The 18,575-nt window shown below is 64.7% G+C and carries 10 protein-coding genes; 4 read left to right on the top strand and 6 right to left on the bottom strand.

Annotation, left to right across the window (positions count from 1 at the left end; genetic code table 11):
- Positions 1 to 131: 131 nt before the first annotated feature.
- Positions 132 to 4,547, top strand: coding sequence for a beta strand repeat-containing protein (locus MTP16_RS12935; RefSeq protein ID WP_243509223.1), 4,416 nt, complete (start codon positions 132 to 134; stop codon positions 4,545 to 4,547).
- 121 nt (positions 4,548 to 4,668) lie between these two features.
- Here the strand turns inward: MTP16_RS12935 and mutM are convergent, their stop codons facing one another.
- From mutM to MTP16_RS12920, 3 genes are all read right to left on the bottom strand, one after another.
- Positions 4,669 to 5,499, bottom strand: coding sequence for a DNA-formamidopyrimidine glycosylase (gene mutM / locus MTP16_RS12930; RefSeq protein WP_243509220.1), 831 nt, complete (start codon positions 5,497 to 5,499; stop codon positions 4,669 to 4,671).
- Positions 5,500 to 5,690: 191 nt separating this feature from the next.
- Positions 5,691 to 6,605 (bottom strand): PhzF family phenazine biosynthesis protein, encoded by a 915-nt coding sequence (locus tag MTP16_RS12925; protein ID WP_243509217.1) that lies wholly within the window; start codon positions 6,603 to 6,605, stop codon positions 5,691 to 5,693.
- Positions 6,606 to 6,737: 132 nt separating this feature from the next.
- Positions 6,738 to 7,706, bottom strand: a complete 969-nt coding sequence (locus MTP16_RS12920; protein ID WP_243509214.1) for a M48 family metalloprotease — start codon at positions 7,704 to 7,706, stop codon at positions 6,738 to 6,740.
- 340 nt (positions 7,707 to 8,046) lie between these two features.
- Between MTP16_RS12920 and MTP16_RS12915 the strand changes: the two genes are divergently transcribed.
- The 3 genes from MTP16_RS12915 (at position 8,047) to MTP16_RS12905 (ending at position 13,358) form a co-directional block, all read left to right on the top strand.
- Positions 8,047 to 8,511, top strand: a complete 465-nt coding sequence (locus MTP16_RS12915) for a hypothetical protein (RefSeq protein WP_243509211.1) — start codon at positions 8,047 to 8,049, stop codon at positions 8,509 to 8,511.
- A gap of 77 nt (positions 8,512 to 8,588) precedes the next feature.
- Entirely contained in the window at positions 8,589 to 9,104 is a 516-nt protein-coding gene (locus tag MTP16_RS12910; protein ID WP_243509208.1) for an MOSC domain-containing protein, read from the top strand.
- A gap of 183 nt (positions 9,105 to 9,287) precedes the next feature.
- Complete coding sequence (locus tag MTP16_RS12905) at positions 9,288 to 13,358, top strand: DUF4394 domain-containing protein (RefSeq protein WP_243509205.1); 4,071 nt, start codon at positions 9,288 to 9,290, stop codon at positions 13,356 to 13,358.
- A gap of 241 nt (positions 13,359 to 13,599) precedes the next feature.
- On the opposite strand, the gene MTP16_RS12900 is transcribed toward MTP16_RS12905, so the two are convergent.
- The 3 genes from MTP16_RS12900 to MTP16_RS12890 form a co-directional block, all read right to left on the bottom strand.
- Positions 13,600 to 15,000 carry an RtcB family protein gene (locus tag MTP16_RS12900; RefSeq protein ID WP_243509203.1) on the bottom strand — a complete coding sequence of 467 codons (1,401 nt, stop codon included), beginning with the start codon at positions 14,998 to 15,000 and terminating at the stop codon, positions 13,600 to 13,602.
- A gap of 473 nt (positions 15,001 to 15,473) precedes the next feature.
- The gene (locus MTP16_RS12895; protein WP_243509199.1) at positions 15,474 to 16,370 is read right to left on the bottom strand and encodes a C1 family peptidase; all 897 of its coding nucleotides are present in this window, start codon (positions 16,368 to 16,370) and stop codon (positions 15,474 to 15,476) included.
- A gap of 320 nt (positions 16,371 to 16,690) precedes the next feature.
- Entirely contained in the window at positions 16,691 to 18,091 is a 1,401-nt protein-coding gene (locus tag MTP16_RS12890; RefSeq protein ID WP_243509194.1) for an RtcB family protein, read from the bottom strand.
- Between the last annotated feature and the right edge of the window lie 484 nt (positions 18,092 to 18,575).

Raw genomic sequence — 18,575 nt, 5'->3', positions numbered from 1 at the left:
TGAAACCCTGTTTCGACATCCGGTTGATTTGGTTTCCGCAAAGGAAGTCCTTACTTTTCTTGGAATGTTTTCAAACCGCTCCAGGCGGAGCGTTTGGCAGCACCACACCCTTTCACTCCCATCCTTTCCCTATGCAAACATTCTTACACGGTCAACCACAGCCATTCGTACGGGCGTTAGTTCGGTCCGCGGGACGACTTTTCGGGGCCGGCCTGCTGCTGAGCGGCCTGGCGGCGCAGGCGCAAACCACGGTGTTCACCGAAACTTTTGAGGGGGCCACCTCCAGCTTCACGGCCGCGAACGGCACCCAGCCCAACCAGTGGGTGGTGGGCCCGGCGGGCGGCAACGGCCCCAGCACGGTCGGCACCAGGTCGGCCTTCATCAGCAACGACAACGGGACGACGAATGCCTACGCGCTGGGCACGGCCTCGGTAACACACCTGTACCGCGACGTGACGTTTCCGGCGGGCGAGGGCGCGGTGCAGCTGAGCTTCGACTGGCAGGCGGGCGGCGAAAGCACCTTCGACTACCTGCAGGTGTTCGTGATGCCGACGGCGACCGCGCCCGTGGCGGGCACGGCGCTGGTGAATGGCGCGGGCGGCGCGGTGCAAATCGGCGACAACCTCAATTTCCAGACCTCGTTCGGGCGCCTCACCCTGCCGGTGCCGGCCAGCGTGGCGGGCACCACCCAACGCCTGGTGTTCACGTGGCGCAACGACGCGGGGGGCGGCACCCAGCCCCCGGTAGCACTCGACAACGTGACGGTGACTACCCGCGCGGCCGAGCCCCTGAGCGGCGCCTACACCATCAACAAGAACCTGGCCACGGCGGGCACCAACTTCGCCAGCTTCGCCGACGCGGCCGCCCGGCTGAACCTGGACGGGGTGAGCGGCCCGGTGACCTTGGCGGTCAGCAACGGGCCGTATACTGAGCAGTTGCTGCTGGGGCAGATTCCGGGCACCAGCGCCGCCAATAGGGTGGTGCTGAACGGCGGGGGCACCACCCTGCGGTTTGCGCCGGACAACGCCTTCCGGCGCGCCGTGGTGCAGCTCAACGGCAGCGACTACGTCACCCTCGACAACCTGGTGATTGACGCGACGGGCGTGCCCGGCGGCACGCTGGGCACCTACGGCTACGGGGTGCTGCTGACCAACGCGGCCGACAACAACCGCCTGACCAACAACGTCATCAACGCCACCCTGAGCTCAACATCGACCAGCTACGCGGGCGTGGTGGTGAACGGCTCGACCAGCAGCGCCGCCCTCACTGGCAACTCGGCCAACAACCTGCTGCTGGAGGGCAACACCATCAACGGCGGCTACTACAGCATTTCGATGTTCGGCAACAGCACCACGTCGCTGAATACGGGCAATATTGTGCGCAACAACACTTTGCGCGACTTCTACAGCTACGGCATTTACACGGGCTACCAGGATGGGGCCCAGTTCGTGGGCAACGACTTGAGCCGGCCGCTGCGCACCAGCCCTGGCGCGTTTTACGGGCTCTACACGTTCGGCGGCTCGCGGGGCCAGGCCATTGAGAAAAACCGAATGCACGACCCTTACACGTCCGCGCCAGGCTCAACCAATCTGGTGTACGGCATTTACGTGGCAACCAGCACCGGGGCCACGGCCGCCCTGCCTAATGACATCGTGAACAACGCGTTCTACAACCTGAATGGCAACGGCCTGCAGTACCTGATTTATAATTCAGGGGCTGCTAATACCCGGATTTATCACAACACCATTCTCTCCGACAACCAAGCGGCCACTACGTCGGCTGTTACTTATGGCATTTACAACACCAGCACCGGCGCCAGTGCCGACGTCAAAAACAACGTCGTGAGCATCACGCGGTCGGGGCCCGGCGCCAAGGTTGGCTTGTACTACACCGTGGCCACCACCAGCAACTACAACGACATCTACGTGCCCAGCGGCAGCGTGGGCATCTACAACACAACGACCTACGCCACGCTGGCCAACTGGCAAACGGCCAACGCCGCGGCCTTCGACCAGAACAGCGTCTCGGCCGACCCGGTGCTGAACGGAGCCGCTACCGGCAACCTCACCCCCGACAACGTGCTGCTCAACAACGCCGGCACGCCGCTGGCCCGCGTCACAGAAGACATTACGGGTGCCCCACGCGGCGCGGCGCCAGACCTGGGCGCTTATGAATTCACGGCCCAGGCCATTGATGTGGCCCCGGTGAGTCTGGTAAGCCCGGCCGCCACCTCTAACTGCTTCGGCCCGGCCGAGGCCGTGGTGGTGCAGCTGCGCAACAACGGCACCGCCCCGCTGAACTTCGCCACCAATCCGGCCACAGTGACGGTGACTGCCATGCGGCCCAATGGCAACACCCAGACTTTCACAGGCACCGTGAGCACGGGCACGCTGGCCAGCGGCGCCACCCAGACCGTGACGCTGGGCGGCACGCTCGACATGACGGCGCTGGGCAACTACTCGTTTGCCGTGACGGCCACGGTCACCGGCGACCTCAACGCGGCCAACAACACGCTGCCCACGGCTACCACGCGCACGGCTATCCAGCCCGTGGCCGGCACGCTGGCCATAGCCGGGGTGACCAGTCTGTGCGGAAGCGGCACTACCACGCTGGCGCTGGCGGCCGCGGCCGGCGGCAACACCCAGTTGCAAAGCAGCCCCGACAACGTGACGTTTACCGACATCAGCGGGGCCACGGCGGCCACCTACACCACGCCGGTGCTCACCAGCACCACCTACTACCGCGTGCGCGCCACCTGCAACGCCAACACCGCCTACAGCAACGTGGTAACCGTGACGGTGAACAACCCGGTGATTTCGGCGGCACCTTCACCTCTGAGCGCCTGCACGGGGGGCACGGCCTCGCTTTCGGCCACGGTGCCGGCGGGCATTTCGGTGCGCTACTTTGCGGCGGCCATCGGCGGCACGGCCCTGGGCACGGGCAACCCCTACGTGACGCCGGCCCTCACGGCCAGCACCACCTACTATGCCGAAGCTTTCGCTTCCACCACCAGCGTGGGCGGCCTTACCGACAACAACTCCGGCAACGGCACCTTCTCGCAGTCGACGTTTACCGACTATGCGCTGGGCTTTGCCGTGACGCAGGCCGGGGTACTGGCTTCAACTGATGTTTACCCCACGGCGGCGGGCACGCTCACCATCCGCCTGTTCTCGGTGAGCGGCAGCCAACCCTCGGGGAATGCCACGGCCGTGGCCGGCTCCGACGTAACCATCAACGTGACGGCGGCCCAGGTAGGCACGCGCGTGACGGTGCCGCTGAACTACGCGCTGGCGCCGGGCGAATACAAGCTGGCCACCACCGTGGGCGGCCTGGGGCGCTACAGCACCTACGTGGGCACCTACCCGCTGGTGGCGCCGGGCGGCGTGCTCATTGTGCGGGGTTCCTACACGCTGTCGATTTCCCCCTCATACGCCAACACCACCTACAACAGCTTCTTCAACCTGACCTTCCGGAATGAATGTGTGAGCAACGCCCGCACGCCCATTCAGGTGAACGTGACGCCGGGCCTGGTGGCAGCGCTGCCCGCCGCCACGGCCGCCAGCTGCGGCCAGACGCCCTACGCGCTGGCCGGTACCATTGCCGGCGCGGCCACGGGCGCTACCTACACCAGCAATGGCACGGGCACCTTCTCGCCCAACGCCACCACCCTCAACGCCACCTACACGCCCTCGGCCGCCGACGTGGCCGCCGGCACCGTGACGCTGACCCTGACGCCCACCGGCCCTGCCTCGCCCTGCACCTCCACGGGCCGGGTGGTGCTCACGCTCACGGCGCCGCCCGTCGCGGCCTTTAGCTATCCGGTGGGGCTGTACTGCACCGGCGCGGCCGCACCTGTGGCACCCGTGCTGGCCACAGGCGCGGTGGCCGGTACGTTCAGCAGCCCCAGCGTGGGCCTGCGCATCGACCCAGTGACGGGCGTCATTGACCTGTCGCGCACCACCATCGACGGCACGTATACCGTTATTAATACGGTAGCCACCAGCGGCGTGTGCGGCAGCGTCACGTCTTCCACCACCATCACCGTGCAAGCGGGCGTGGTCACGCCCACCCTCACGGCCGTGGCGCTGCCCGGTGGCGGGGTGCAGCTTACGGCTACGGCCGTAGCAGGGGCCACGTACCAGTTTTTCCACGGCGGCACGTCGGTGGGCCCAGCCAGCAGCAGCAATACCCTGACGCTGCCCGCCGGCCTGAGCGGCGGCTACACGGTGGTCGTCACGGGCGCCTCGGGCTGCTCGGCTACTTCGGTGGCTTCGGTGGTGACGTCTGCCGCCACAGCCACACGCAACGGTGTGACGCTGCGCGTGTACCCCACGCCTTCCGCCGACGGCCATCTTACGGTGGAGCTGCGCGGCCTCTCGGCCAAAACGGCTCCCCTGACCGTGCTCAACGCCTTGGGGCAAGTAGTGCATGCCAGCACGACCGCCGGCTCCGCCACTCTGAACCTGAGCAACCTGGCGGCCGGCGTGTACACGGTGCGGGTGCTCACGGCCGCGGGTGTCCTCACGCAGCGGGTGGTGCGGGAGTAGCGTTTTGGAGTAGTTTCATTCATAGAAAAGCCCCGCTGGCAATGCGCCAGCGGGGCTTTTTGACTTTAATTGTTAACACGTCAGGGTTGATATCGGGACGGGCTTCACCTCTGTCGTCTCTTCAGACCTGCGGCGCGGGTTGGCACTTGGGGCATACGTAGGTGGCCCGGCCGCCCACGTAGTACTTGTCGATTTTCACCTTGGGGTGGCGCGGGCAGAAGGTGTGGGCGTCGTCGCTGGCGGGTGTGGGCGAAGTGTCCCACTCACGGGCATGGATGAGGAAAGAGGCCGGAAAATGCCGGTAGTTGGCTTCCTGATTGATGGCGGTGTTTAGCACCAGCTGCACGGCGTCGTGCAGGGCTTTGCCTTCCTTTTCGGTGAGTGAGGCGCCGATGCGCTCGGGGTGAATTTTGGCCTGGAAAAGCACCTCATCCACAATCCAGTTGCCGAGGCCGGCGGTGATGCCCTGGTCGAGCAGCAGCGGTTTGAGCAGGGTCTTGCGGCGGCTGAGCTTCTGGTGCAGCTCGGCGGCGCTGATGGCCAGCGCATCGGGGCCGATTTTTTTGGCAGCTTGGTGCGCGGCGGCGCTGTCGGCCAGCCGGATGCGACCAAACTTGCGCGGGTCGATGAAGGCTAGGCGTAAGCCGGAATCGGCGAGGTGCAGGGCCACGCGGGTGAAGCGCGGGGCGTCGGGCTCGTCGCGGTAAGCGCCCACGTCGCCGGTCATGCCGAAGTGAAGCACCAACACTTTGCCGTTTTCCAGCTCCAGAAAGCAGTTTTTGCCCAGGCGCGAGGTGCCCGTGATGGTGCGGCCCACCAGGCCAGCGCGCAGCTCGGCTTCGGGCGTTGCCAGCACGTGGGCATCGTTCACCTGCACGGCAGCAATGGTTTGGCCCACGGCCAGCTCGTCAATAAATCGGCGGTAGGTTTCGACTTCGGGTAATTCAGGCACTGGCGGAATGCTAGAGGTTAAGAGTATCTGAGAAAGGCCGTCATGCCGAGCGCAGCCGAGGCATCTCGCCTGTGCAACACAGTTCTTATGAGTGGATTATTACCACGAGCCAGATACCTCAGCTGCGCTCGGCATGACGTTCTCTTTTCGCTCTTTAACAGCCCGGCTTCGGCCGGAGTTGCACTTGCGCGCTACAAATCCGCCCGCAGCCCGCCTTCCAGCACCACCACGCCCGTGCCGCCAATCTGCACCGATTCGATGGCCTCGCGCGGGCCGTGCACCCGCACCTGCACGGTGCCGGCGCGGCCCATGTCGTGGCCCTGTTCGGCAATGAAATCGGCCGAATCAATATAGCCGTGGTGCCAGAGGTAGGCCGCCATGCCGCCCGTGGCCGAGCCCGTCACGGGGTCTTCCGACACGTCGGGCGGGGTGCCGAAGTGGCGGGCGAAGGTGTGGCCGGCCGGCGTGGCCCCGCCCAGGCAAAACAAGTGCGGGCTGAAGAAATCGCTGCCGGCGCGGTAGCGGCCCAGGGCGGCGGCATCGGCTACGTGGGCGCGGCGCAGGGCGGCGTGGTCGCGCAGCAGTATCATGAGCTGCGGCGTGCCGGTGCTCACCGTCTGGATGGGCGCGCCGGGCAGCAGGTCGTCGGGCGTGAGGCCGAAGAGCGGCAGCACCGCTTCCGGGGCATGCGTGGCGCCGAAAACGGGTTGGCGCTGCGTCATCCACACCAGGCCCGGCGCACCGGCCACGCCCGGCAGCACATCTACCCGAATGGGGCCGTGCAGCAGGTGCAAGGTGAGTGCGAGGGCCCCGCCGGCTGCCGGCAGCGCCACCCGGCCGGCGTGCAGCAGGGCCGTGACGGTGGCAATGGTGGGATGGCCGGCCAGCGGAATCTCTTCGGCCGGCGTGAAGAAGCGCACCGTGAACTCGGTGCTGCCCGGCGCGGCGCGGTTCACGAAAGCCGTTTCCGACTGGTTGAACTCGCGGGCCAGGCGCTGGCGCAAGCTCGGGGCGAGGTCGTCGGCATCGAGCACCACAGCGCAGGGGTTGCCGCGCAAAGGCTCGGTGGTAAAGGCATCGACCAGCAGGAAAGGCAAATGGGGCATGTTTGAAGGGAACAGTGAGATGGGAAACCGACCACGAAGGAACAACAGCCCACCAGAACCCAACCCATTGCGGCACAAAAAAGCCGGCCCACTACGCAGTGGGCCGGCTTTGCAAACAAGGCTTGGCGGGTTTTAGATGGTGTCGTGCACTTTGGCTACGCGCTGGCCGGCTTTGTCGTACACATCGCCGCGGGCGGTGATGAACAGGCGGCGCTGCTGGCTATCGGTGAGCACGAAGGGGAAGGTTTCGCTGCCGGTGCGGCTGATGCGGCCCACCACCTCGGCGTTGTCCTCGTCGTCGACGCGCACCACTTTCAGGGCGTTGGTGAGGTAGTAGCGACGGCTGGGGTCGTTGCGGAACGTGAGCTGGCCCACCAAGCGCACCGCGTCGCCGCTGGTTTGGCTGACGGCCACCATTTCGCGCGAGTTGTCGCTATCGGTTTGCGCGGTCGGAAACAGGCGCACCGAGGTGTTATCGTAGCTAGGACGCGCCGCGGGCTTCGGCTGGCTGGCCGCCACCACGGCCGGCGCGGCCGAAGGGGCTTTGGCCTGGGTGCTGGCCACAATCTGGCCATTGGCCCGCTGCCAGCCCTGACCGATGGCCACGAGGCGCGGCGCCCGGCCGGGGTGCGTGGCCGAGCCGCCGTCGTCAGGCACGGTGGCCATGGCGGCCTGCGCCTGCGCCAGGCTGGCGCCCAGCTTGCGCAGCACAAAGCCCGAAAACTCGTCGGCTTCCAACTCATCGGCCGGCTGCGAGCCGCCGCCGCGCAGGGTGTGCCCGTTGAGGTGGTGGCCCATTTCGTGGGCCAGGATGCTGATGCCGGCCCAGTCGGTGTGGCCGGCGCGGTTGATTTCGTTCAGGAAATCGGGGTTGTAGAGCAGGTAGCGCTTGCCGTTGTACACCACGGCCGCGGCGTTGTCGACCTCGCGGGTGGAGCGCAGCTCGAAGCGGGCCTTGAGACCAACGGCGTCCGTGATTTCGCGGATGACGTCGGTGGGCGCCGGAGCGGATTGGGCCTGCGCGGCGGGCGTTGCCAGGGCCAGGGGAAGGGCCAGCAGCGGAGCAGCCAGCCGGCTCAGAAGACGTGAGAACAAAGTCATAACAGGCAATCGAAAAAGTGAATGACTACTGGCGAAACCTAAGGCAAGCGTGATGCCAGAAATGTGAAAATGCACCCTGCATTTTCACGCCGCAACGGTGCATGCGCCTTATTTTTGTCACAACGGGCAAGCAAGGCTTTTCATTGCAGATGTTTCCTCCCACGGCCGTTTCGCGCAGCGCGTCGGAGGCTGCTGAAATAACGATTTCGCGGCCGTCGCAGTTCAATTTCCAAGAGTCGTGCGAGGGGCCATACGGTTGCTTTGCCGGCGCTGCTGCGGAGCCCCGCAGTAACTTTGTGGCCGCGGCCGCCTGCCCGAGGCGCCTACCCGAATCAGTCTCATGAACCAAGCTCACCTTCACCTGCTCGTCAACCACTTGCCCATTGTGGGCAGCCTGTTTGCCGCCGTGCTGCTGGGGGCGGGGCTGCTGAAGCGCAACGTTTCGCTGACGAAGGCCGGGCTGGTGGCCGTGCTGGTGGCGGGCCTGCTGTGCCTGCCCGCCCAGCTCACCGGCGAAGGCGCGGCGTTTGTCATGCAAGACCCACATGGTATTGGCCGACGCCTCATCCTGGCGCACGCGGCCGCGGCCGAACTAGGATTCTGGGCGCTGGAAGGCGCGGCGGCGCTGGCGCTGTTTGGGCTGCTGCTGCTCAAGAATGCTTCGCCCAAAGCCCCACTGCTGGCCTGGGTCACGCTGGGGGCGGCGCTGCTCAGCTTTGGGCTGCTGGCGCGGGCCGGCAGCCTGGGCGGCCTCATCGGGCATCCCGAAATCCGGGAAGGTCATGACAGGCCCGTTCAGCTGTGAGGATTCTGCTCCTCGTTTTCGTTATTGGTTTACGGGCTTTATCGTAAGCATATCCCAAACCCAGCAACCAACATCCAATGGCATTCCCTTTTTTTGGCGATGATAAGTCGACCGTGGCCCGCCTGCTGGCCACCCTGCCCCAAACCGGCCGCCTGGAGTGGATTGGGCAACGCCCCGTGCGCCGACAGGCATTGGTGTCGGTGGCCGAAGCCGAGCTGAAAACCGACTCGCACCTGCTCGGCGACCACGCCCGGCCCAAGACTGGCGGCAAGCGGCAGGTCACGCTCATTCAGCACGAGCACCTGGCGGCGGTGGCCGGGTTTCTGGGGCTGCCGGCGCCGCTCGACCCGGCCCGCCTGCGGCGCAACCTGGTGGTGAGCGGCCTCAACCTGCTAGCCCTGAAAAACCGCCAGATTCAAATCGGCGAGGAAGTCATTCTCGACATCACCGGCGAGTGCCACCCCTGCTCGCGCATGGAAGAAGAGCTGGGCCCGGGCGGGTACAACGCCATGCGCGGCCACGGCGGCCTTACGGCCCACATCGCTCAGGGCGGCATCATTCGGGTGGGCGATGTGGTGCGGGTGTTGGCCTGATTATTTGAGCGGATTTTAGGCATTTAACCGATATATTAGAAGTACCTGCTGGCGGCAGCGCATGCGCTTTTTTCGCTTATTTTCATCCTAAAACGGGGCGTCAGCGTATGAGCCGCCAAAGGCGGAACGGGCAAGAACCTGCCCGGTCTGCTCGGTTACTGCATCATTTTTTTCCTTTCTCTTATGTACACACCCCTACTTTCGCCCCGGCGAGCAAGTCGATTGGTAAGCTTCGCCCTGGGGGCGGTGCTTTTGCTGACGGGCCTGGCTGCGCGGGCCCAAACCACCCTCTACGGGCTGGGAACCCTGACCCGAAACGTATCCGCAGGCAACCCCTTCTTTCCTCCGGGGGGCGTTGTGGGCGACCAGGGCCTGACCACCTTTGACCCGGTCTCGGGCAGCCCGATTGCCTTTCCCCTGCGCTTCGTGGGACTGCGGAGCGATGAAAAGCTGGTGGGCATTGCGTTTCGCCCCAGCACCGGGCAACTGTATGGCCTGGCCCGTACCAGCACCGACGAAGTTCAACTCTACATTGTGAACACCTACGCGTCGGGGGCACCGGGCACGGCGCAGCAGTACGACGCGCAGGTGACCCCGGTGAATCCGGTTACGGCGCCCCGCACCTCCCTGGCGCTGGGCGGGCCGACCGAACGGGTGTCGTTCAGCTTCAACCCGGTGGCTGATTTGGTCCGGGTGGTGAGCACCAACAACGCCAACTACCGCCTCAGCCCCACCAACGGCGCCGTGGTGACCACCGGCGGGGCCGACGGCCCGCTCGCCTACGCGGCCGGCGACCCCCGGGCCAGCACCGACCCGCGCATCCAAACCGTAGCTTACACCAACGCCTTCCGGGGCAGCACCAGCACGGTGCTCTACGACGTGGACGTGCGCAACCAGCCCAGTGCGCCCTTCGGCATACTATCGAGCCAGAACCCGCCGAACGTGGGCACTTTGAATACCATCGATTCGGTGCGGATTCAGAACAATGGCAACTTTTTTGGCATTACCCCGGCCTCGCTTATCAGCATCGACACTTACTGGAACGGCACCTACAACAAGGGCTATTTGGTGGAAGTGACTTCGCCCAACACCAGCGGCCAGTCGGGCACCAACCTGTATGATTTCTCGCTGCCCGCCAGCCTGACTTCGCCCAACGACCCGGCCAACACTTATCCGCCCGGCTCGGCCACGAGCAAGCGGTTGCTGGTTGATAACAGCCCTTTCCGGCCTTTGAATATTATCGATTTTGCCATTGCTCCGCGGGCTACCATCGTCAGCCTTTCGCCTCCTTCGGCCGAGGTGGGCACGCCGGGCCTAACGCTGACCGTGAACGGCACGGCCTTTATCCAGGGGGCCACGGTGCAGTTTAACGGGTCCGACCGCCCGACCACCTTCGTGTCGGTGCAACAGCTGACGGTGACGCTGACGGCCGCCGACCTGGCCACGGTGGGCGCCTACAACGTGACCGTGACCAACCCGCCGTTCCCCAACGAGCCGCCGTCGGCACCAGCCATCTTCAACGTGACGCCGCCCTGCGCGGCCCCCACCAACCTGGCGGCCAGCAACGTGACCAGCACCTCGGCCACGGTTTCGTTTACGGGCAATGGCTCGGCCACGAGCTACACCGTGACGACTTCGCCGGTCACCACTACCCAAACCCTGCCCGCCACGGCCACCTCGGTGAACCTCACCGGCCTCACGCCTGGCACCGGCTACACGGTGAGCATTACTACTACCTGCCCCAGCGGCACCACCGCCCCGGCCACGGTGAGCTTCACCACCACCAACGCCGCGCCCACCATCACCAGCCTTTCACCGGCCTCGGTGACGGCCGGGGCCGCTGCCCAAACGCTGACCGTGAACGGCACGGGCTTCATCAGCAGCTCGACGGTGAGCTTCAACGGCAATACGCGGGCTACCACGTTGGTGTCGGCCACGCAGCTTACCATTCAACTCACGGCGGCCGACCAGGCCACGCCCGGCACCTACAATGTGACCGTGACCACGCCCGCCCCGGGCGGTGGCACGTCGGCCCCGGCCACGTTCATCGTGAATGCGCCAGCAGTCTGCAACGCACCCTCGGGCCTGGCCTCCAGCAACGTAACCAGCACCTCGGCCACGGTAACCTTCACGGGCAGCGGCACGGCTACGGGCTACACCGTCACGACTTCGCCGGCCACGACGCCCCAAACGCTGCCGGCCGGGGCTACCTCGGTGAACTTCACCGGCCTCACGCCCAGCACGGCTTACACCGTGAGCATTGTGAGCAACTGCGCAGCCGGTGCTACTTCCAGCGCTGCCACGACTAGCTTCACGACCAGCGCCGCGCCGCTGACCGACCTGACCGTGAACACGCCGCAAAACGTGCAGGGCAGCTACAACAACGTGACCGTGACGAGCACCGGCATTGCCAACCTGACCGGCACCCTGAATGTGGCCGGCACCCTGACCGTACAAACCGGCGGCGGCCTAGTGCAGAACTGCCAGTTGGTGACGGGCACCGGTAGCTTCGTGCTGCAGGCCGGCGCTAACCTCGTGATTTGCGACCCGGCCGGCATCACGGCCTCGGGCGCAACGGGCGCCATTCAACTGAGCCCCCGTAGCTTCAGCCCCGATGCCAGCTATGCCTACAACAACCCCGGCACCGCCCAGGTGACGGGCTCGGGCTTGCCGAGTCGTGTGCTCAACCTGGTGGTGGCCAACCCGGCCGGCCTCACGCTGAGCCAGGCCTTGAGCTTGACGCAGGTACTGCGCCTGCAAGCCGGCAACCTCAATACCAACAGCCAGGCCCTGACGCTGCTGTCGTCGGCCGCGGGCACGGCCATCGTAGATAACGCCGGCGGTGCGGTGAACGGCACGGCTACTGTACAGCGCTACATTACCTCCAACTTGAACGCCGGACCCGGCTACCGCCACTACAGTTCGCCGGTGAGCGGCAACACGGTGGCCGACTTCGCCACTGCGGGCTTCACCCCGGTGGTCTATCCGCCCTACAACACCAGCCCCACCCCGCCCCTGGTGCCGACCTTCCCCAATATCTTCACCTATGACCAGTCGCGCCTGAACCTCACCAACACCTCGCCGGAATTTGATAAGGGCTTCCAGTCGCCGAATAACACCAGCGACCCCATTGCGGTAGCTACCGGCTACACGGTAAACATCGCCGCCTCGGCGTTGGTCGATTTCACTGGCACGCTTAATACGGGCACCTACCCGCGCACCGGCTTGGCCCGGGGCCCGCAGGCCACGGCCGGCTGGCAGTTCCTGGGCAACCCCTACCCGTCGGCCATCAACTACGACGTGGTGCGTACCAACTCGACTGGGATAGAAAACGCGCTGTATGTGTTCAAAAGCAACGGCCAGTACACGGGCTCCTACACCAGCTATGTGAACGGCCAAAGCACCAACACCGGCACCAACGTGCTGCCGGTGGCCCAGGGCTTCTTTGTGCGGGTGGCTGCCGGGCAAACCGGCACGGTGAATTTCACCAATAGCAGCCGCCTCACCACGTACGACAACACGCTCTTCCAGCGCACTACCGCCGACACCCGCCCGCGCCTGACCTTGTCGCTGGGCACGGCCAGCCTGCGCGCACAAACCGTGACGTACTTTGAGGCCGGCGCTACCGCCGCCTTCGACGCCGCCTTTGACGCTCACTACCTGCCGGCCACCAACGGCCTGACGCTGGCCATCGAAACGCCCACGGGCGAGCACCTTTCCATCAGCGGCCAGCCGGCCCTGACCGGCGCCGACGTGGTGCTGCCCCTGCAACTGGCTGTGGCCACCGCCGGCACCTACACCCTGGCCGTGGATGACCTCGACAACCTGCCCGCCGGCTACCACGCCTACCTGCGCGACGCCCTCGCCGGCACCTACACCGACCTGGGCACCACGCCCACGGTGAGCCTGACGCTGGCTGCCAACGCCGCCCCCGGTGGCCGCTACGCCGTGGTGTTCACCACGCAGGCTCGTGTGCTGGCTACGGCGCCGGCCGCCCTGGCCAAGCTGGCCAATGTGTACCCCAACCCGGCCCACGGCTCGGCCACGCTGCTGCTGCCGGTGGCCCTGCGCGGCACCCAGGCCACGGCCGTGTCGGTGGTCGACAACCTGGGCCGCACCGTGCTGACCCGTACGCTGGCCGCCGGTGCTGCCGAAACGCTGGAGCTGCCCTTGGGCGGTCTGGCCACGGGCGTGTACTCGGTGCAGGCCCGCACGGCCTCCGGCTTGGTGGTGAAGCGTCTGGTGGTGGAATAAAGCCCCGCTTCAACAAGCATATTAATAGAAAGCCCCGCCTGAAATCAGGTGGGGCTTTTTGCTGCGGATATGTCACGATAATAGCGCAAAGCCAACTGGTACGGTGGCGCCTGCGGTAAGCACTAAAAAACCTTCCGCCAGTGGCGGAAGGCTTTCCTAGCTATGAAAACAACTGTCTCCTGTAGAAGACATAGAGCCATTTACGCTAGAACTCAGGTAGTCGGTTTGCCGAATTTGGATTTTAGGCGCCATCCATGCGCACTATTTTGGGAGTGAAGGAGCCCAACACGTCCACCAAATCCTGCTGGTGGGCCATCACCTGCCGGATGTCTTTGTAAGCGGCGGGCGCTTCGTCGAGGCCGCCGCCCATGAGGTCCACGCCGTGGTCGCGCAGCTCGCGGCGTAATTCGCCTTCGGTGATTTTGGCCTTGGCCTGCGTGCGCGAGAGGCGCCGCCCGGCCCCGTGCGAAGCCGAGTTGAGCGACTCCCGCTCGCCCCGGCCGCGCACAATGAAGCCGGGGGCCGTCATCGAGCCGGGGATGATGCCCAGCACACCCGCGCCGGCCGGCGTGGCGCCCTTGCGGTGTACGATGGCCGTGCGGCCGTCGGCCAGCACTTCCTTCCAGGCAAAGTTGTGGTGGTTTTCGACCTGCGCCAGTGGCTTCTCGCCCAGCGCCTGGCTGAGGCGGCGGTGAATGTCGTGGTGGCAGGCCGAGGCGTAGTCGCCGGCCAGATTCATGGCGGCCCAGTACTCCTGCCCCTCCTGCGAGTCGAGCGAGAGCCAGGCCAGGTGCCGCGCCTCATGCGGCAGCGGGCACTTGTCCATGGCCACTTTGGTGTAGTGTTGCGCAATGGCCGCACCCAGGCCGCGCGAGCCGCTGTGCGAAAGCACACCCATATACTGTCCCACGGGTAGGCCCAGGTCGTTTTTTACCTCGGTAATATCTACCAGGCCGAACTCCACGAAGTGGTTGCCGGAGCCGGAGGAGCCCAGCTGCTTCACGGCCGACTCGCGCTTCTGGCGCGCCACGGCAATTTCCCGGAATTCTGGCCGGTCGAAAATGGGGTCGTCCATATTCACCTTTTTGAAGACCTCCTTGTTGCCGAACTTGGTGTGGTGCAGCAGCAGCTTGCGCAGCTCGTCGCGGCGCTGCTCCAAGTACTTGGGCGGCAGCTCGAACACCGACAGCGCCATGCGGCAGCCAATGTCCATGCCCACGCCGTAGGGAATTACGGCGTTGTCGGCCGCCAGCACCCCACCAATGGGCAGGCCGTAGCCCTGGTGGGCATCGGGCATGAGCGCGCCGTCGAGGGTGATGGGCAGCTGCATGGCCACGTCCATCTGCCGCCGGGCGCCGTCCTCGATGAAGTCGTTGCCGTAGCGGCGGTAGTCTTTGATGGCGGGGTTCAGGGCCACGTCGCGGCTGGGCTGGGGCACTAGTTGCTCGGCCACCGGGCGCCAGTTTTCATCGCGCACGTACTTGAACGGGTCGTCCTTGATTTGCTTGAGCAGGGCCAGGGCGCTCCCTTTGTCCATCTTTTTAAATTCCTTTTGAGCCAGCACATTGAGGGCGCGGTTGATGGCCGGGCCTTCGGGGAAGCCGATTTTGCGGAGGTCGTTGCCGCGAAGTTGGTTTGCCATAGCGAGAGTGGGAAAGGGTGAGGCTACCGTTTACGGGCACCCAAAAGCCGATGTTATGGCCGCGTTAAGCAGCAAAAAGCCCCGCCAGCGCACGGCCAACGGGGCTTTTTTTGATGTGTCTGGGGTTTCCTCAGCTTGGCCAGTAGCTGGTGTTCGCATCCTTGGGGCCGTGGCGCGGCGCCCCCATAGCAGGCACGGCCGTTGTGATTGGCGCTTGGGCCGACCAGCATTGCCTGCTATCTGCTACTGATACGTTGTTTCGAAGCCCTCAGTTCACGCTTTCGGCGCGGCATGGCCAGGTTTCCGTGTTAAGCTATTTTGCTACTGCCGCACCTGCTTCCGGGCAGGCTTGGGTGAACCAGATTATTGGATGGTCTTAATGTAGCAGCTTATCTTTTTTCTTAAACGCTGTTTCATCCATCATCAACCGGCGCGCAACGGCCCGCGCGGGCTGCAAAGCTGCCTTTGCGGGGTCAGATGCAGATGCCGTATCCTTCGCAAATGGCGGCTGCCACATACGCGTTGGTGGCGTAGGCATAGCCCTTGTCGCCCCACGCGGTGCCCCACGTATTGCGAATGATAAAGTGGTCGGGGGTATACCCTACCAGCGCAAAAGCATGCCCCCGGTCCACCACTACCGTGGACGTATCGTAGGTGTCAAGGGTCGTTTTGCCGTGGTACAGTTCCCGAAAGTTGGCATCCAGGTCAGACATTACCAGGATGGGGCCCTGCTGGGAAATCCACATGCGCAGGTGGTCTATGTTGGGCTTCTCATCTATCACCAGGCTGTAGTAGCTCTTCAGGCGGTACTGCGCGGCTTTGGCGTAAAACTCCTGCGTATCCATTCCGCGCACCATGAAGAGGCCGGTGGTGCCGTCCTGGGGGGAGCTATAAAACGGAAAGTCATCCTCGAGCACGCAACCGTATTTTTTCAGCACATTCAACGCTGCTTTCAGCGGCGTGCCCGCGCTTTCGATAAACGTTTCGGGAAAGGCAACTTCTTTGTCCGTCTCCTTGGCCGCCATCCAAGTGAAGCGTGCCGAAAGCGACAGGCTCTTATCCAATAGGTTGGCTTTTATAAAATGCCACCGCAACAGCGAATCCGTCGAGGCCCAGCCCACGCACGAGCTGGTGTCGCCTTGCCACATGATGTCGTTCCAGTCGGCCTCGTCCTTCCGGTGGTCTATTTCGGCCGGAAACTCTTCCCGCAGCAAGCCCTGCTTGAGCGCGTCGAAAACGGTCCAGTCCTCTTCCTTCCGCTTCGACCGGACGGTGCCGTGCTGGTTGCCGATGCCGGGCCGCCCCGTCACCGGGCCGCCCGCGTATTTTGCGCTTCTTCCGGCCGAACCCGCCGGTGCATTTGCTGACATACTTCGTTGTTGTAGAGAGTTTGGGGAAAAATGGCCGCGAAAGCCAATGCCGGCAGCCAGATGTCTGGGTGTTTTCGCTTAGCTGATTATCCGGCTGCTGCTGCCCGCCAAAGGTGCGACGTGCAATCAGCCTATGAATGTAGGACGTGGCCACCAATACGGCACGCGGCGGCGGCACAATGTCGGCCATTATGCCACCAGCAGCTTGCACAATAACCACCTGGCACCAACGCAAAAAGCAGCCCCGGCCAACAAGCTGGGGCTGCTTTCCTTTTTTTGATGAAGTTTGGTAACACTGTTTGTTGCCTCATAGTCAGGGCTCACGCCCCGTCCATGCGCACGATTTTCGGCGTGAAGGAGCCCAGCACATCCACCAGCTCGCGCTGGCTGGCCATCACGGCGCGGATGTCCTTGTAGGCCTGCGGGGCCTCATCCAGCCCGCCGCCGATGAGCTCGATGCCGTGCTCGGCGAGGTACTTGCGCACCTGGCCTTCGCCCAATTCGGCCTTGGCCCGGGTGCGCGACATCAGCCGCCCGGCCCCGTGCGAAGCCGAAGCCAGCGACTCGGCCACGCCCCGGCCGCGCACGATGAAGCCGGGGGCCGTCATCGAGCCGGGAATGATGCCGAGCACGCCCGCGCCGGCCGGCGTGGCCCCCTTGCGGTGGGTGATAACCTCGCGGCCATCGGCCAGGCGTTCTTTCCAGGCGAAGTTGTGGTGGTTTTCCACCTTCGCCAGGGGCTTCTCGCCGAGGGCTTTGGCCAGGCGACGGTGAATCTGCTCGTGGCAGGCCGAGGCGTAGTCGCCGGCCAGCGTCATGGCGGCCCAGTATTCCTGGCCGGCTTCGGTGTCGAGGCCGAGCCAGGCGAGGTGCTGGGCTTCGCCGGGCAGCTGGCACACGTCCTTAGCGAGCTTGGTGTAGCGCTCGGCAATGCCCGCGCCCAGGCCCCGCGAGCCGGAGTGCGAGAGCACGCCCAGGTACTGGCCCACGGGCACACCCAGCTCGTTTTCCGCTTCGGTGATTTCGACAATGCCGAACTCCACGAAGTGGTTGCCGGAGCCGGAAGTCCCCACTTGCTCGGCAGCTTTGTCGAGCTTGTTGCGCAGGAAAGGAATTTCCTGAAACTCGGGCCGGTCGAGCACGGCGTGGTCGAGGCGCTGGCCCCGCTCCCAGCCCCGGCCGCTGCCGAAACGGGTGTTTTCGAGCAGCAGGCTGCGCAACTCCTGGGTGCGCTGCGTGAGGTACTTGGGCGGTAAATCGAACACCGACAGCGCCATACGGCAGCCAATGTCAACGCCCACGGCATAGGGAATCACGGCGTTGTCCGTGGCCAGCACGCCGCCGATGGGCAGGCCGTAGCCGTGGTGGGCGTCGGGCATGAGCGCGCCGGCCACGGTCACGGGCAGTTTCATGGCCGTTTCCATTTGGTGGATGGCGCTGGGGTCGATATGCTCGGCCCCGAACACAGCGTAGTCTTTGCGCTCGACCAGGCCGATGTGGCGGTTAGGCGGGGGCAGCAGGGCCGCGGCCGTGTGGCTCCAATCGAGGTGCATGAGGTAGTCGTTGGGATTGGCTAAGAGCTGACCTAGCAAGGCCAGCTGGTCGGTTTGGGAGAGTTTTTTGAGGTGCTTGCGCTGCAATTGAGCCAGCGCGAGCCCGATGGCCCGACCTTCGGGGAAACCGAGGTTTCGGAGGTCGTTGCCGCGTAATGAATTGGCCATGAGCATGGTCGTTGCACGAGGTTGAGGCGAATATTTGAGCCTCATTCGTTGATGATGAAAAAGAAATAAAACGGACCGGGCAACAAGGCGCAACGCCTGCATGTGTGCTCTACCAACTGAGCTACCATGGGCCGGAACCCACGAGCCGGAATCGAACCGGCGACCCCATCGTCCCTAACGAAGTAAGGCGGTGCTACGGCACCAGCCCGTTTTAATTCAGAAAAAACCGGAGCAACAGGCGTCCTGCGTATTGGCCCAGGGGCCGACGTGACAGGTCGAAGTAGCGCAAGACTACGGCATCCGGCCGTGAGGTGTGTGGAGACGCGACACTTCGTGTCTCCACGCTGAACGATTTGGGCGAACTGACCGGCGAACGGCACGGACGCCAAGACGCGAAGTGTCGCGTCTCTACACAAAAATCAATCCCTGCCCGGGGCAACAAACGCCCGGCCTTCTAGTCCTGCTCTATCAACTGAGCTACGGC

The sequence above is a fragment of the Hymenobacter monticola genome, assembly GCF_022811645.1.
Lineage (GTDB): Bacteria > Bacteroidota > Bacteroidia > Cytophagales > Hymenobacteraceae > Hymenobacter > Hymenobacter monticola.
The sequence above is the reverse complement of the archived record's forward strand: the minus strand, read 5'-3'. Positions and strand labels throughout refer to the sequence as shown.

What these genes read in the sequence shown, in the direction of transcription:
- MTP16_RS12935 (WP_243509223.1), top strand. Translation starts at nt 132, where the DNA reads ATGCAAACATTCTTACACGGTCAACCACAGCCATTCGTACGGGCGTTA.
- MTP16_RS12925 (WP_243509217.1), bottom strand. Translation starts at nt 6,605, where the DNA reads ATGCCCCATTTGCCTTTCCTGCTGGTCGATGCCTTTACCACCGAGCCT.
- MTP16_RS12920 (WP_243509214.1), bottom strand. Translation starts at nt 7,706, where the DNA reads ATGACTTTGTTCTCACGTCTTCTGAGCCGGCTGGCTGCTCCGCTGCTG.
- MTP16_RS12915 (WP_243509211.1), top strand. Translation starts at nt 8,047, where the DNA reads ATGAACCAAGCTCACCTTCACCTGCTCGTCAACCACTTGCCCATTGTG.
- MTP16_RS12910 (WP_243509208.1), top strand. Translation starts at nt 8,589, where the DNA reads ATGGCATTCCCTTTTTTTGGCGATGATAAGTCGACCGTGGCCCGCCTG.
- MTP16_RS12905 (WP_243509205.1), top strand. Translation starts at nt 9,288, where the DNA reads ATGTACACACCCCTACTTTCGCCCCGGCGAGCAAGTCGATTGGTAAGC.
- MTP16_RS12900 (WP_243509203.1), bottom strand. Translation starts at nt 15,000, where the DNA reads ATGGCAAACCAACTTCGCGGCAACGACCTCCGCAAAATCGGCTTCCCC.
- MTP16_RS12895 (WP_243509199.1), bottom strand. Translation starts at nt 16,370, where the DNA reads ATGTCAGCAAATGCACCGGCGGGTTCGGCCGGAAGAAGCGCAAAATAC.
- MTP16_RS12890 (WP_243509194.1), bottom strand. Translation starts at nt 18,091, where the DNA reads ATGGCCAATTCATTACGCGGCAACGACCTCCGAAACCTCGGTTTCCCC.